The sequence below is a fragment of the Pseudomonas edaphica genome (assembly GCF_965277385.1).
GTDB classification, from domain to species: Bacteria; Pseudomonadota; Gammaproteobacteria; order Pseudomonadales; family Pseudomonadaceae; genus Aquipseudomonas; species Aquipseudomonas edaphica.
The window spans coordinates 5,196,519-5,209,494 of record NZ_OZ255725.1; the positions used below are offsets into that span (position 1 = coordinate 5,196,519).

Consider the following 12,976-nt stretch of genomic DNA (forward strand, 5'->3'; position numbering starts at 1 on the left):
TTTGATCTGCGCTTGAGATCGAAAGCCGACCGGAGTGGTTGGATCAAAAGCGCATCAATGTGCTTTCGGGCTGCCGATACATTCCTTATAGCAAGGCTCCACACGCACATCCGGCCTGTCGTCGACGTAGAAGCCGTCGCGATTGGGCATCTTCAGATGAGTGAGGGTGGCAGCATCCACCGTGGCGTTCGCTTCCACTATCTCGTTTTTGTTGAGGATGTAACCCACCACTGCGTACACCTGATCATTGCTCAACGACTGTGGTTGCTGGAAGGGCATGGTGCGCCTGACATAGTCGAACAGGGTGGTTGCGTAGGGCCAATAACTGCCGACAGTTTTGACCGGTTTGGGTGTGGGGAGCGAGCCTGCGCCGCCCATCAGTGCCGGGCCGGTGCCGCCCTCCAGGTTGGCGCCGTGGCAGCCAAGGCAGCTGGTTTGATAGACCTTTTCGCCTTCCATGACCGTGCCTTGTCCGGCGGGCAGGCTCTTGCCATCGGGAGCGACGTCGATGTTCCAGCGGGCGATGTAGTGCTCTGTCACGGGCTGCCCCAAGCCGGATTGCGCAGCCGTCGATGCGCACGCGACCACGCCCATGCTCAGTAGCCCCAATGCCATGGCGGTAAGGTTATGCACGGCCATTGCTCACCTCCCCATTGGCGTTGATGCGCCAGGGCTGGATTGCATTGTTGTGGTAGAACGAGAAGTCCCCGCGCACGGCTTTCAGTTGTTCCAGGCTGGGTTGCACGTAGCCGGTCTCGTCGATGGCGCGGCTCATGATGAGCATTTCTTTGCCCTGCCATTGGAAGGGCGCGCGAAACACCGTCAGGCATTTGTTCAGCACCGGCTCTTGTAGCGTGGCCGCATACCAGTTGTTCCCGCCGTCGACGGACACGTCCACGCGGGTGATTTTGCCGTTGCCGCTCCAGGCGATCCCGCGTATTTCATGCGGGCCTTTGCGGGTGAGTATCTGGGTGCCGGACGGGGCCGTGATGAGTGACTTGCACTCCATCACGAAGGAGAACTTCCTGGCTCGCCCATCTGGCATCAAGTCGGTGTATTTGGCCGTTTCTTCACGGCTGTACGCCGGGGCATCGGTGACATGCAGGCGGCGCAGCCACTTGATGTGGGTATTGCCTTCATAACCCGGAACGATAAGACGCAGGGGGTAACCTTGCTCGGGGCGCAGCCTTTCGCCGTTTTGGCTGTAGGCGACCAACACGTCGTCCAGGCATTTTTCGAGCGGCAGGCTGCGGGTCATGGCAGCGCCATCGGCGCCTTCAGCCACAACCCATTTCGCCCCTGGCTTAAGGCCGGCCGCGTGCAGCAAGGTTTTCAGCGGCACGCCGATCCACTCGGCACAGCTGACCAGGCCCGCGACTTCAGCGGCGGTTTTGCCCCAGGGCGGCAGGAATGAAGGGTTGCCCGAGCATTCGATGAAGTGGATGCGCGAGACGGCGGGAAACTGGCGTAGCTCATCGAGGGTGAACAGCAGCGCTGTGTCGGTCAGCCCATGAATCACCAGGAAGTGCCTGGCCGGATCAATCGCTGGCACGCCGGCGTGATGGCGTTCAAAAAACAGCCCGTTGGGCGTAATGATGCCGTCCAGTTCCTGCAGGGGCGAAGTACTGTAAGCCGACATGCGCTCGGTAAGCCCGGGGTAGAGATTGCGCACCGCATCCGTCTCAAAGCTGGACGGTTTACCGTAGGGCACACCGGTGGGGCCGCCCAAGGTTTTTGTCCAGGCCGGCACTTCCAGTTGTTCATCGGCTGATCCGGGAGACTGTGCCGCGCGCGCCAACGGGCCAAAAGCAACCCCGAGCGCGGCGCTGCCAACCAGCAGACTGGTTTTGCCGAGGAAGTCCCGGCGAGCCAGGGGCGCGGCGATTGCGGGTTTATCGTCTGTTGAGTCGTCTTTCATTCTGGCTCTCCTGAGCAAAAATTTTGGCGACTCGCCAGCGGTTAACGCTGCACCATTGGTTTTAATGTAGTCGGTTTTTAATCGCAGGCTTTGAAATTGATGTAACCCGGCGACGAATTAATTTTCAAGCGGATGGCTTTTTTCTTCTCCTCAAAGGTCCACATCCTTCAGGAACCCTTGAACCCAGGAGAATGCCCCCATGACCACCCCCAAAGCACTGTTGATCCTGCACGGCAAGCAAGCCCTCAATGAGGACGTGCGCGCTGCCGTGCAGGCCCGGCGCGAGCAGGGTTGGGAGCTGGCGGTACGGGTGACGTGGGAGGGCGGCGATGCCCAGCGCCTGGTCAATGAAGCCTTGGCCGACGGTTATACCCACTTGATCGCCGGTGGTGGCGACGGCACGTTGCGTGATGTAGCCGAGGCCATGGCCTTGGCCAAGACCGACGCCAGCCTGGTGTTGATGCCGCTGGGCACCGCCAACGACTTTGCCCGCGCCGCCGGTGTGCCGCTGGAGCCTGAACGCGCGCTGGCGCTGCTGGATGTGCCGCCCAGGGCCATCGACCTCGGTCAGGCCGGTGGGCAGATGTTCCTCAATATGGCCACCGGCGGCTTTGGTAGCCAGGTCACCGCCAATACCTCTGAAGACCTGAAAAAAGTGCTGGGCGGCGCGGCGTATCTGTTCACCGGGCTGTCGCGTTTCAGCGAGTTGAAGGCGGCGTATGGCGAGCTGGAAGGGCCGGGCTTTCACTGGAAGGGCGATTTGCTTGCACTGGGCATCGGCAACGGCCGCCAGGCGGGCGGTGGGCATGTGCTGTGCCCTGGCGCGCTGGCCGATGATGGCTTGCTTGATATCAGTATTTTGCCGGCGCCCCAGGAAGTGGTCGGCACGCTGATGACCCTGATGAGTGACGGCTGGGGCCTGGACAATATGTTTGTCCGCGCGCGCCTGCCATGGGTCGAGATCAAAGTGGCCGAAGGGCTGTATATCAACCTTGATGGCGAGCCATTGAAAGGCGATGACCTGCGTTTTTCCGCGCTGCCCAAGGCCCTGCGCGTGCACTTGCCGCTGGGCTCGCCGTTAGTCGTCCAGGCTGATGATCTGCTCGCGAACGGCGAATAACACCAGGCCCGCCACGTCGAAGATCTGCAGGCGTTTCATGATCTGCGAGCGATGCGCTTCCACTGTCTTGATACTCAAGCCCAGGCCATGGGCGATTTCCCGGGTGGACTTGCCGCGCACGATCAGGCGCAGGATCTCCAGCTGGCGCGCCGTTAGGTTATGGTTGTCGGCGGCGGAGGAGGCAGGCCCCTGGCTGCGGATCAGCGCCTGGTTGATCACCGTGTGGGCAATCGCAGGGCTCAGGTAGCGCTCGTTGTTACGCAAGGCCAGCAGGGCATGTTCCAGCTCGCTGGCGGTGGTGTCCTTGAGCAGGTAGCCATGGGCGCCGGACTCCAGCGCGCGCATGATCAGCTCCGGGTCGGTGTGCATCGACAGGATCAGCACCTTGCTTTTGGGGTAGGCCGCCTTGAGTTGCTGAAGGGCGTCGAGGCCGCCGGTGTATTTCATCGACAGGTCGAGCAGCACGATATCTGGCTGCAGCGCGCTGAATGTCTCCAGCAATTGCGCGCCATCGCTGGCCTCGCCGATCACGCTGTAGCCTTGGATATCCTGGATCAGCGCGCGTACGCCGGCCCGGATCAGTGCGTGGTCATCCACCAGGAGTAAGTTGCAAGTCACTCGAGAACCTTAGGGGAATTGGCCCGTTCGAGGGCGCGGGGCGCCCAGGGAAAAAGCGCGTCGATGCGCGTGCCTTTGCCTGGCTGGCTGCTGACAGACAATGCACCGCCCAGTTGGTCGATGCGCTCGGTCATGCCGGCCATGCCTCGTTGGCCTTCAAGGCCTGGGTTGGTCGCCGGTGAAAAGCCCAGGCCGTCATCGCAGATCATCAGCGACAGGCCTTCGGGCAGGCGTTGCAGGCGTACCAGCAAATTCTGCGCCTGGGCATGGCGCAACATATTGGTCACCGCTTCCTGGGTGATGCGAAAGGCGGCCACGGCCATTTCTTCCGGGATGCCGGTCAGGCGCTGCTGGCATTCCAGGCTCCAGTGCACCGAGGTGTTTTCCAGGGTCTTGAGCAAGTGCGCGCGCAGGCTCGCCTCAAGGCCCAGGCTGGCCAGCTGGCGGGGGTTGAGGATGGCGGACACGTCGCGCACTTTGGCCAGGGTTTCGTTCAAGGTATTGCATAACACCGTGCATTGGCTTTGCAGGTCGTCGGGCAGGCGACGCTTGAGCCATTCGCTTTGCAGTTTGGCGGCGGTCAGCAGTTGGCCGATATCGTCATGCAGTTCGCGGCTGAGGCGGTGGCGTTCGTTTTCCTGGACCTGCAGCAGGCGGTCGGCCAGTTCCTGCGGCTGGAATTTTATCGACTTGCGCGAGCGCCACTGCTGCAGCCCCACCACCACCAGGGTGGCCAGGTTGAGCAGCACTATCAACAAAGGCAGGGGAGCTGAGCGTGTGTAGGCCCACAGACTGACCAACAGCGAGCAAAGGCACAGGGCGAGGGCCAGGCGGCGAGCATTGCTGCGGGACACGGACCTTGCGATGAGTGACTTTAGGCTGGCGTACATAGCGGATGGAGCCAATGAAGGTTCGCTGCGGGAAGACCGGTCACTGCGGCTGACAGGGCTCTGTGTGGAATACGGTGCTGGAACGTTTTTTTATACATGATGAAGTTGAGTCACTTCGAACGGGGCATAGTACCACCACTATTACCGTCGGTCGCCTGGCGCCTTACCCGGTGCCGCCTAATCTGCGCCAAACGCCGAGGAACCTGACTCCGTAGTTCAAAGAGCCAGCGGTTTACTCAGCATAGTTATATTAATTTGGTTTGTTTGTATCGATATTGCGTTGATGGCTAATTGATATATATCGCCCACGCATCATTGTCGACCGTTTAATGTACGGTCGTTTTTAGATAACTCGACGATCAAATACGACCTGTCAGTACTCAGGACGCGTGATGTACGCGCTGTTGTGGTTTATGCGTGAAGTCTTTCTGCGGGATCTGCAAAGTGACGGTCGCGATCAGTGTGGTTTGTTCGCTGTCGTCCAGCGTCAGTTCGCCGGTGCGGATGTCGATCAGCTCCAGTTGCCAGGCCAGCAGCGTCAGGCAGTCATGCAGGGCACTCAGCGCCTGGTCGTGCAGCTCCATGGGGCTTGCGGCGTTGGCGATCAGGTATTGGATATGTCGGGAAAACTCGCTGATCGCCTGCAGGGCCAGGCCTTCGGCTTTTTCCGCCAGCTTGGCCAGGCTGGTTTTCATGCAGTCGATGGCATCGCTGTCGTTGCGAATCAGATGTAAATGGTGCAGGCACTCTTCTGACTTGGCCAAAAGCTTTTCGGCTTCCAGCAGAAACTCGGGAAGTGCAGTCTGCCATTCGTTTGCGCTATTCATCATGCAAGTCTCCGCAACATAAGGTCGGGTGATGAGATGTCGCACCGGGTGAATGGCGTAAAACTACCGCTGAAATATGACTGAGATCTGTAGCCTGCTTCTGAAATTTCAGTAGGACCGTTACTTGAATGATCAGAGTAGCCGTGGAAGGCCCTGGTCATTCGGGTCATTTGCACAACTTTGGTTGCCGCCACGTATAAGTCTGGAAGACCCGTGGGCCGAGGGCTTGGGATGGCAAACAAAAGCCTGACTCCATTCATGCAATGAGAATGGCGTCACATTAATGGCTATTAGATATCGCGAATATCAGGTCGGGCCTGATTGTGCATAGGGGAATCCCTTACGCAGCGGAACCCTACGTCGATTTGAATGTCGCGCAAGGTCGCTGTACTACCGTCTGGAGAGCGGATTGCAGTAAACCATGATGTCAGTGTGACATCAATGTATTTACATGGCATTTTACCGGGGTCAAGGTCTGGCGCTTGCCGCCGATAACCACCCTTAAGTGAGCTGCACAATCCCACATCAGGAGCTTTTAATGGCCGGCATTCTCGACACGGTAGATCAACGCACGCAACTGGTGGGTGAGAATCGCCTGGAGATCCTCATGTTTCGCCTGGCCGGGCGGCAATTGTTTGCGATCAACGTGTTCAAGGTTCAGGAAGTCCTGCAACTGCCCAAGTTGACCCTGATGCCCCAGCGTCACCCGTTTGTATGCGGCGTGGTCAACCTGCGTGGCCAGACCCTGCCGGTCATTGACCTGTCACAGGCCATCGGCATGCGCCCGCTGGTGCCGGGGCCGAACAGCACGATTATCGTCACCGAGTACAACCGTTCGGTGCAGGCCTTCCTGGTGGGCGGTGTGGATCGCATCGTCAACATGAACTGGGAAGCCATTCTGCCGCCACCGGCCAGCGCCGGGCGCCAGCATTACCTCACGGCCATCAGCAAAGTCGATGACCAATTGGTGGAAATCATCGACGTGGAAAAAGTCCTCGCCGAAATCGTGCCCTATAACGCCAAAGTCTCCCGCGAAAAACTCGAAGACCCGGTGCTGGAACGTGCCCGTGGCCGCGAAGTGCTGCTGGTGGACGATTCCAACGTGGCCCTCTCGCAACTGCGCGACACCCTGGGGCAACTCGGCGTGAAGATGCACATTGCCAGCGACGGCCTCAAGGCGCTGAACATGCTCAAGGCCTGGGCCGACAGCGGCCAGGTCATGACCGACAAATTGCTGATGATCTTCACCGACGCCGAAATGCCCGAGATGGACGGCTACCGCCTGACCACCGAAATCCGCAACGACCCGCGCCTGCGTGGCCTTTATGTGGTGCTGCACACCTCGCTGTCGGGCAGCTTCAACGACTCAATGGTCAAGAAGGTCGGTTGCGACAACTTCCTGTCCAAATTCCAGCCAGACAAGCTGGTGGATGTGGTGCGCCAACGCTTGATGTTGGACGAAGTGCCCGCCTGAGCAGGCGGCCTATTGTGGCAGGCAGTCTCGTGATGGCAGGCAGGCTTGTTGTGGCAAGCAGGCTTGTTGTGGCGAGCAGGCTTGCCCTGCGTTGGGCTGCGAAGCAGCCCCAATAAACACACCGCGTAACCTCAGGCAAAACCGAAGCGCCTGGTTTCAGGGCCTCTTCGCGCCCCAACGCAGGGCAAGCCTGCTCGCCACAGTAAGCTTACCGGTCACAAGAGCTCCAGCGACCTTTGATTCTGGAAGTCCCGTCCTATAGGGTGGCGCTTTGTCCCCCTCAGGAATGCAGGCCCATGCTTCGTCTCAGCGCGCTGTACCGTTACCCCTTGAAGTCCGGCAAGGCCGAAGCCTTGCAGCACATCGGCCTGGATAAACTCGGGCTGGATGGGGATCGACGCTGGATGCTGGTGGACGAAGCCAGTGGCCGATTCCTGACCCAGCGGGCGGTGGCGAAGATGAGCCAGTTGTCGGCGTTGTGGAACAGCGCCGGTGGCCTGACCCTGAATTCGCCTGGCTTTGCCACGCTGGACGTGGCGCTGCCGGGCAGCGATGCCGAGTTGCGCGGCGTGACGATATGGCGCGACACACTGCGTGTGCCGGATGCCGGCGATGCGGCGGCGGCCTGGGTCAGCGACTTTATCGGCAAGCCCACGCGGCTGGTGCAGGTGCCGCTGGCACGTGCACGTACTACCGAGGCCGGTTATGGCAAGGACGACGATCAGGTCGGTTTTGCCGATGGTTTCCCCTTGCTGCTGATCGGCCAGGCCTCGTTGGACGATTTGTCCCAGCGCATCGGCCGGCCGATGGAAATGCTGCGTTTCCGTCCCAATCTAGTGATTGAAGGCAGCGAGGCCTTCGCCGAAGACGGTTGGAAACGCGTGCGTATCGGCGACGTGGAGTTTCGCGTGGTCAAGTCGTGCTCGCGCTGCATCCTCACCACCATCGACCCGGCCAGCGGCGAGCGCAGCGCCGACCGTGAGCCGCTGGCGACACTCAAGACCTACCGTGAGCAGGGCGGTGACGTGATGTTCGGCCAGAACCTGGTCAACGATGGCAGCGGTGAATTAGCCGTCGGAATGCCCGTGACGATCCTGGAATAAAAAATGCCCGTCTCTTGCGAGACGGGCATTTTTTTGCGCTGTAACCCTTAGCCGCGGTATTCGCACAGGTAAGCGGTGTCTACGGCAACCTTCAGTTGGAACTTGCTGTTGGCCGGCACGTTGAACTGGCTGCCGGCCGCGAAGGTTTCCCAGGCGTTGGCATCTGGCAGCTTGACGGACAGGGCGCCGGACACCACGTGCATGATTTCACGCTGGGCGGTGCCGAATTCGTATTCACCCGGTGCCATCACGCCGATGGTCGCAGGGCCCTCTGCGGTGCCGAAAGCGATCGACTTGACGGTGCCGTCGAAGTACTCGTTGACTTTGAACATGGGTGAATCCTCGGAAAAGGGTCTGGAAAGGTCGGCCAGTATGCCCAAGGCCGGGGGTGCTGCCTAGACCGGCAAAATCAACGGGAGCAGGCGTGCGGTGTTGCGCGCGTCTTCCAATGCCCGATGTTGCTGGCCATGGAACTGCATCCCCGCCAATTGCAGCGCACCGTTGAGCCCCAAGGGCTTGTCCAGCCGCCGGGCCTTGGCGAAACGCTGCTTGAGGTTCACATGCGCGGTCTGGGCGAGCGCGCTGGTCAGGCCATGGCGTTGCCATTCAAGTTCAAGCTGCGCGCGGTCGTAGTCGCCCCAGCTGGCCCAGCCTTCCAGGCGCGCTTGATGTTGGCCCAGCCAACGCTCAAACAAGGGCCACACCTCGGTGATCGGCGCCGCCGCGTCGATGTTGGCCTGGGTGATATGCGTGAGTTGGCGACAGAACGGCGTCAGCAAGGGGCGACGCAGCGGCCGCACAAAGCGCTGGAAGTGATCCAGTTCGCGGCCCTGGCGGTTCACGAGGCTGGCGCCGATCTCGATGACTTCCATCTCCGTCACGGGCCAGCCGCCTTCATCCGTTGTGGCTTCAAGGTCAATAATCAGCCAATGGGGCATCGTGCAGGTTCCCGTACTCGTCCTTTCCTGATGGGGATAGAGCGTAGCTGGGCCGTGTAGTTCCGCCTAGGGTGTTATTCGATCTCCAGCAAAACCTGGCGATTGCGCACTTGATCACCTGCGACGACCTGCACACCCTTGATCACACCGTCGATGCCGGCCGTCAGCGGATGTTCCATTTTCATGGCTTCGAGCACCAGCAGCAGTTGGCCTTTGCTGACGCTTTCACCGGCGCTCACGCGGATATCGACAATCGCGCCGTCCATCGGTGCCTTGACGATGCCGGTGCTGGCGTCGGCTTGGCGGCTGGCGACCTGTTGGGTGCGGTTGATGATCTTCACGCCCGGCAGCCAGAGTTGAGTGTCGTCCAGATGGTAGGGCAGGCGCCGGCGAACGCCGTCGATCACCAGTGTGGCCCAGCGGCCATCGGTGGTCAGGTCATGGATCTCGATGCCGTTGGCTTGCAGATGGTTGCCGTCCAATACGTTGACGTCGAGGTCCTGCACCTCGTCGTTCACCGCCAGGCGATAGCGCCAGGCGGCCTTGTTGCGCCATCCCGACAAGCCTTGGCGGTGGGTGTTGGCGCTGTGTTGGTAAAACAGTGCGGCGGCCAGTGCGACCTGCTCCTTTGTCGCGGCCTGACGTGGGATGTCATTGAAGTGTTTGGCGATAAACCCGGTACTGAACTCGCCTGCGATAAAGTCCGCTTGCCCGAGCAGGTCCACCAGCAAACCCTGGTTGGTGGTGACGCCCAGTAACACGGTGTCTTGCACTGCGCGCAGCAATTTGCGCCGGGCCTCTTCGCGGGTGGCGCCGTGGGCGATGATTTTGCCCAGCATGGCGTCATAGAACGGGCTGATGCGCTGGCCCTCAAGCACGCCGTGGTCGATGCGTACCCGGGCAGCCGGCTCCCAGCGCAGCACATCGCCGGTTTGCGGCAAAAAGCCCTGGGCCGGGTCTTCGGCGTACAGGCGCACTTCCATGGCGTGGCCGGTCAGGGTCACGTCGGCCTGTTGCAAGGGCAGCGGTTCGCCAGCGGCGATGTTCAGTTGCAACTCAACCAAGTCCAACCCCGTGATCAGTTCGGTGACCGGGTGCTCCACTTGCAGACGGGTGTTCATTTCCAGGAAGTAGAAGTGGCCGTTGCGGTCGAGCAGAAATTCGACGGTGCCGGCGCCGACGTAATTGACCGCACGCCCAGCCTTCAGCGCAGCTTCGCCCATGGCTTGGCGCAGCGCAGGTGTCATCACCGGGCAGGGCGCTTCTTCGATGACTTTCTGGTGGCGGCGCTGGATCGAGCAGTCGCGTTCGCCCAGGTAAATGAGGTTGCTGTGGCTGTCGCCGAACAGTTGGATTTCAACGTGGCGCGGGTCGATCAAAGCTTGTTCGAGGATCAGTTCGTCGCTGCCAAACGCGTTGAGGGCTTCGGAGCGTGCGGTACGCAGTTGATCGAGCAGTTGGCTGCCGTCGTGGACCAGGCGCATGCCACGCCCGCCACCGCCGGCACTGGCTTTGATCATCAGCGGGTAGCCGATACGGTTGGCTTCTTGCTGCAAGGTCGCGTCATCCTGGGCATTGCCTTGGTAACCGGCGATGCACGGCACACCCGCGTCGAGCATGGCGAGTTTGGACTGGCGTTTGCTGCCCATCAGCTCGATGGCGGCAACGCTGGGGCCGATGAAGGTGAGGCCGGCGTCCAGGCAGGCTTGGGCGAATCCAGCGTTTTCGGAGAGGAAGCCGTAGCCGGGGTGGATGGCGTCGGCGCCTGTGCGTCTGGCGGCGTCGAGGATGGCCAGGATGTTGAGGTACGACTGGTTAACCGGCGCGGGGCCGATGTGGACGGCTTCGTCGGCCATGTGCACGTGCAGTGCCTGGGCGTCGGCGTCGCTGAAGACGGCGACGGTGCGGTAGCCCAGGGCTTGGGCGGTGCGTTGGATGCGGCAGGCGATTTCGCCGCGGTTGGCGATCAGGATTTTGGTGAATGCAGGCATGGGTTTATCCCTTGGCACATTGGGTGAATGTTCGGCCCCTATCGCAGCGATGCGGCGACCCGACAAGCCAGCTCCCACAGTTTGAAATGCATTCCCCTTGTGGGAGCTGGCTTGCCTGCGATGGCGTCATCGAGACCACCCAGGCTTTCGCTTCTGCACAAACGCCTGCGTCCCCTCAATCCCCTCTTCACTCGTCACCGCCTCGGCAAACCATTCTGCGGCCTGATCCAACAGCGGGCCCACCGGTTGTTCCACACTGGCGAGCAACAGCGCTTTAGTCCGCGCATTCGCCCCCGGCGCACAGCGCAACACCTGCCCGAGCACCTCATCCAGACGCTCTGCCAGCGCCTGCGCATCGCGCTCGACGTAATGCACCACGCCCAAGCGCTCAGCCTCAACCCCATCAAACCTCGCTGCCGTCAGCGCCAGCCGGCGTGCCTGGGTCAAGCCAATGCGCTTGACCACAAACGGCGCAATCTGCGCCGGCAACAAGCCCAGGCTGGTCTCAGGTAACCCGAACTGCGCCTGGTGGTCGGCAATCGCGATATCACTCACGCACGCCAGCCCAAAGCCGCCGCCCAGCACCGCGCCTTGCAGCACCACGATCACCACTTGCGGCACGGCTTCGACGGCTTGCAGCAGGGTGCCGAAGGCGCGGTTCAGCGCCGGCAACTGCCCGCCCGCCATGACCATGTCTTTCACATCCGCCCCGGCACAGAAGTGCCCACCGGCGCCGCTGATCACCACGGCGCGCACCTGGCTGTCCAATTGTGCCAATACCGACCGCAGTTCGTTGACCATCTCCAGGCTCATCGCATTGCGGCTGGCGGGGCGGTTAAGGGTGATGTGCAGCACGCCGTTGTGCGGCTCGAGCAGCAGGGTGTTCATGATTTTTTCCCGGGCAGGGTGCCCATCAATTTGCAGATGATGCCCAGCATGATTTCGTCGGCGCCGCCGCCAATCGACACCAGCCGCACGTCACGGTAGGCGCGGGCCACCGGGTTGTCCCACATAAAGCCCATGCCGCCCCAGTATTGCAGGCAGCTGTCGCTGACCTCACGGCCCAGGCGCCCGGCCTTGAGTTTGGCCATGGAGGCCAGTCGCGTCACATCCTGGCCTTTGATGTATTGCTCGGTGGCCTGGTAGACCAACGCGCGCAGGCATTCGATTTCGGTGGACAGCTCGGCCAGGCGAAAGTGGATCACCTGGTTGTCGATCAGCGCCTTGCCGAAGGTCTGGCGCTCCTTGCAATACTCGATGGTGCTGTCGATACAGTGCTCCAGGCCCTTGATCATATTGGCCGCGCCGAACAGGCGCTCTTCCTGGAACTGCAGCATTTGCATCATGAACCCCGCGCCTTCGTGGCCGATGCGGTTGCGTTGCGGCACGCGCACATCGTCGAAAAATACTTGGGCGGTCTCGGAGCTGTGCATGCCGAGCTTTTCCAGCGGCGGGCTGACGCTGATGCCTGGGGTGGTCATTGGCACCATGATCAGTGATTTGTTGATATGCGGCTTGTCGTCGGAGGTGTTGGCCAGCAGGCAGATAAAGTCGGCGCTGGGCGAGTTGGTGATCCACATTTTGCTGCCGTTGATCACGTAGTCGTCGCCGTCCTTGCGCGCGTGTGTTCTAAGCCCCGCCACGTCGGAGCCGGCGCCGGTTTCCGAGACGCCGATGCAACCCACTTGCTCGCCGCTGATGGCCGGGCGCAGGAATTCGTCGCGCAGTTCATCGGAGCCGAAGCGGGCGAGGGCGGGCGTGCACATGTCGGTTTGCACGCCGATGGACATGGGGATGCCGCCGCAACGGATGGTGCCGAATTCTTCGGCGGCGACAATGGAGTAGCTGTAGTCCAGGCCCATGCCGCCAAATTGTTCCGGCTTGGAAATGCCCAACAGGCCGAGCTCGCCGGCCTTGCGGAAGATCTCGTGAATGGGAAAACGCCCGGCTTTTTCCCATTCGTCCACGTGCGGGTTGATCTCGCGGTCGACGAAGGCACGCACGGTGCGGCGCAGTTCCTGGTGTTCCTGGGTGAAGATCATTGTTGTTGTTCTCCTTGTTGGGACGCGGAGCGTCCTTGGCTGCGTTACCACGCGG

13 protein-coding genes are annotated in these 12,976 nt (G+C 61.1%); 3 read left to right on the plus strand and 10 right to left on the minus strand.

Going from position 1 to position 12,976, the window contains the following annotated elements; translation table 11 throughout:
- Nucleotides 1-54: 54 nt before the first annotated feature.
- Together ACQY47_RS23755 and soxC are read right to left on the minus strand one after the other, a co-directional pair.
- Nucleotides 55-639, minus strand: coding sequence for a c-type cytochrome (locus ACQY47_RS23755; RefSeq protein ID WP_428552405.1), 585 nt, complete (start codon nt 637-639; stop codon nt 55-57).
- Nucleotides 626-1,918: a sulfite dehydrogenase gene (soxC, locus tag ACQY47_RS23760; RefSeq protein ID WP_428552408.1), complete on the minus strand. Its 1,293-nt coding sequence runs from the start codon at nt 1,916-1,918 to the stop codon at nt 626-628. Before soxC ends, ACQY47_RS23755 begins: the two co-directional genes overlap by 14 nt.
- A 199-nt stretch (nt 1,919-2,117) precedes the next feature.
- Between soxC and yegS the strand changes: the two genes are divergently transcribed.
- The gene (gene yegS / locus ACQY47_RS23765; protein ID WP_056861072.1) at nt 2,118-3,038 is read left to right on the plus strand and encodes a lipid kinase YegS; all 921 of its coding nucleotides are present in this window, start codon (nt 2,118-2,120) and stop codon (nt 3,036-3,038) included.
- On the opposite strand, the gene ACQY47_RS23770 is transcribed toward yegS, so the two are convergent.
- The 3 genes from ACQY47_RS23770 to ACQY47_RS23780 form a co-directional block, all read right to left on the minus strand.
- Entirely contained in the window at nt 2,997-3,656 is a 660-nt protein-coding gene (locus ACQY47_RS23770; protein ID WP_428552412.1) for a response regulator, read from the minus strand. The two genes, yegS and ACQY47_RS23770, sit on opposite strands and share 42 nt — an antisense overlap.
- A complete protein-coding gene (locus ACQY47_RS23775; RefSeq protein WP_026013517.1) occupies nt 3,653-4,546 on the minus strand; it encodes a sensor histidine kinase in 894 nt (297 codons plus the stop codon). The genes ACQY47_RS23770 and ACQY47_RS23775 overlap by 4 nt, the downstream gene beginning before the upstream one ends.
- A gap of 380 nt (nt 4,547-4,926) precedes the next feature.
- Complete coding sequence (locus ACQY47_RS23780) at nt 4,927-5,376, minus strand: hypothetical protein (protein ID WP_169984806.1); 450 nt, start codon at nt 5,374-5,376, stop codon at nt 4,927-4,929.
- Nucleotides 5,377-5,911: 535 nt separating this feature from the next.
- Between ACQY47_RS23780 and ACQY47_RS23785 the strand changes: the two genes are divergently transcribed.
- Both ACQY47_RS23785 and ACQY47_RS23790 read left to right on the plus strand, forming a co-directional pair.
- Nucleotides 5,912-6,847: a chemotaxis protein CheV gene (locus ACQY47_RS23785; RefSeq protein WP_017134971.1), complete on the plus strand. Its 936-nt coding sequence runs from the start codon at nt 5,912-5,914 to the stop codon at nt 6,845-6,847.
- 296 nt (nt 6,848-7,143) lie between these two features.
- On the plus strand, nt 7,144-7,950 hold the full coding sequence (locus tag ACQY47_RS23790; protein WP_017134972.1) for an MOSC domain-containing protein: 807 nt from the start codon (nt 7,144-7,146) through the stop codon (nt 7,948-7,950).
- Between the two features lie 47 nt (nt 7,951-7,997).
- Here the strand turns inward: ACQY47_RS23790 and ACQY47_RS23795 are convergent, their stop codons facing one another.
- The 5 genes from ACQY47_RS23795 to atuD form a co-directional block, all read right to left on the minus strand.
- Nucleotides 7,998-8,282 (minus strand): pyrimidine/purine nucleoside phosphorylase, encoded by a 285-nt coding sequence (locus tag ACQY47_RS23795; RefSeq protein WP_010566373.1) that lies wholly within the window; start codon nt 8,280-8,282, stop codon nt 7,998-8,000.
- Between the two features lie 63 nt (nt 8,283-8,345).
- Nucleotides 8,346-8,888, minus strand: a complete 543-nt coding sequence (locus tag ACQY47_RS23800; RefSeq protein ID WP_017134973.1) for an exonuclease domain-containing protein — start codon at nt 8,886-8,888, stop codon at nt 8,346-8,348.
- A 74-nt stretch (nt 8,889-8,962) separates the two neighbouring features.
- Entirely contained in the window at nt 8,963-10,879 is a 1,917-nt protein-coding gene (locus ACQY47_RS23805) for an acetyl/propionyl/methylcrotonyl-CoA carboxylase subunit alpha (RefSeq protein WP_428552419.1), read from the minus strand.
- A gap of 126 nt (nt 10,880-11,005) precedes the next feature.
- Nucleotides 11,006-11,767, minus strand: coding sequence for an enoyl-CoA hydratase/isomerase family protein (locus ACQY47_RS23810; protein WP_138448967.1), 762 nt, complete (start codon nt 11,765-11,767; stop codon nt 11,006-11,008).
- Complete coding sequence (gene atuD / locus ACQY47_RS23815; protein ID WP_428552422.1) at nt 11,764-12,921, minus strand: citronellyl-CoA dehydrogenase; 1,158 nt, start codon at nt 12,919-12,921, stop codon at nt 11,764-11,766. The genes ACQY47_RS23810 and atuD overlap by 4 nt, the downstream gene beginning before the upstream one ends.
- Between the last annotated feature and the right edge of the window lie 55 nt (nt 12,922-12,976).

Bases quoted from the DNA above. Each gene is read 5' to 3' on its own strand.
- yegS (WP_056861072.1), top strand. From the start codon at position 2,118: ATGACCACCCCCAAAGCACTGTTGATCCTGCACGGCAAGCAAGCCCTC.
- ACQY47_RS23790 (WP_017134972.1), top strand. From the start codon at position 7,144: ATGCTTCGTCTCAGCGCGCTGTACCGTTACCCCTTGAAGTCCGGCAAG.
- ACQY47_RS23775 (WP_026013517.1), bottom strand. From the start codon at position 4,546: ATGTACGCCAGCCTAAAGTCACTCATCGCAAGGTCCGTGTCCCGCAGC.
- atuD (WP_428552422.1), bottom strand. From the start codon at position 12,921: ATGATCTTCACCCAGGAACACCAGGAACTGCGCCGCACCGTGCGTGCC.
- ACQY47_RS23755 (WP_428552405.1), bottom strand. From the start codon at position 639: ATGGCCGTGCATAACCTTACCGCCATGGCATTGGGGCTACTGAGCATG.
- ACQY47_RS23785 (WP_017134971.1), top strand. From the start codon at position 5,912: ATGGCCGGCATTCTCGACACGGTAGATCAACGCACGCAACTGGTGGGT.
- ACQY47_RS23810 (WP_138448967.1), bottom strand. From the start codon at position 11,767: ATGAACACCCTGCTGCTCGAGCCGCACAACGGCGTGCTGCACATCACC.
- ACQY47_RS23780 (WP_169984806.1), bottom strand. From the start codon at position 5,376: ATGATGAATAGCGCAAACGAATGGCAGACTGCACTTCCCGAGTTTCTG.
- ACQY47_RS23800 (WP_017134973.1), bottom strand. From the start codon at position 8,888: ATGCCCCATTGGCTGATTATTGACCTTGAAGCCACAACGGATGAAGGC.
- ACQY47_RS23805 (WP_428552419.1), bottom strand. From the start codon at position 10,879: ATGCCTGCATTCACCAAAATCCTGATCGCCAACCGCGGCGAAATCGCC.
- ACQY47_RS23795 (WP_010566373.1), bottom strand. From the start codon at position 8,282: ATGTTCAAAGTCAACGAGTACTTCGACGGCACCGTCAAGTCGATCGCT.
- soxC (WP_428552408.1), bottom strand. From the start codon at position 1,918: ATGAAAGACGACTCAACAGACGATAAACCCGCAATCGCCGCGCCCCTG.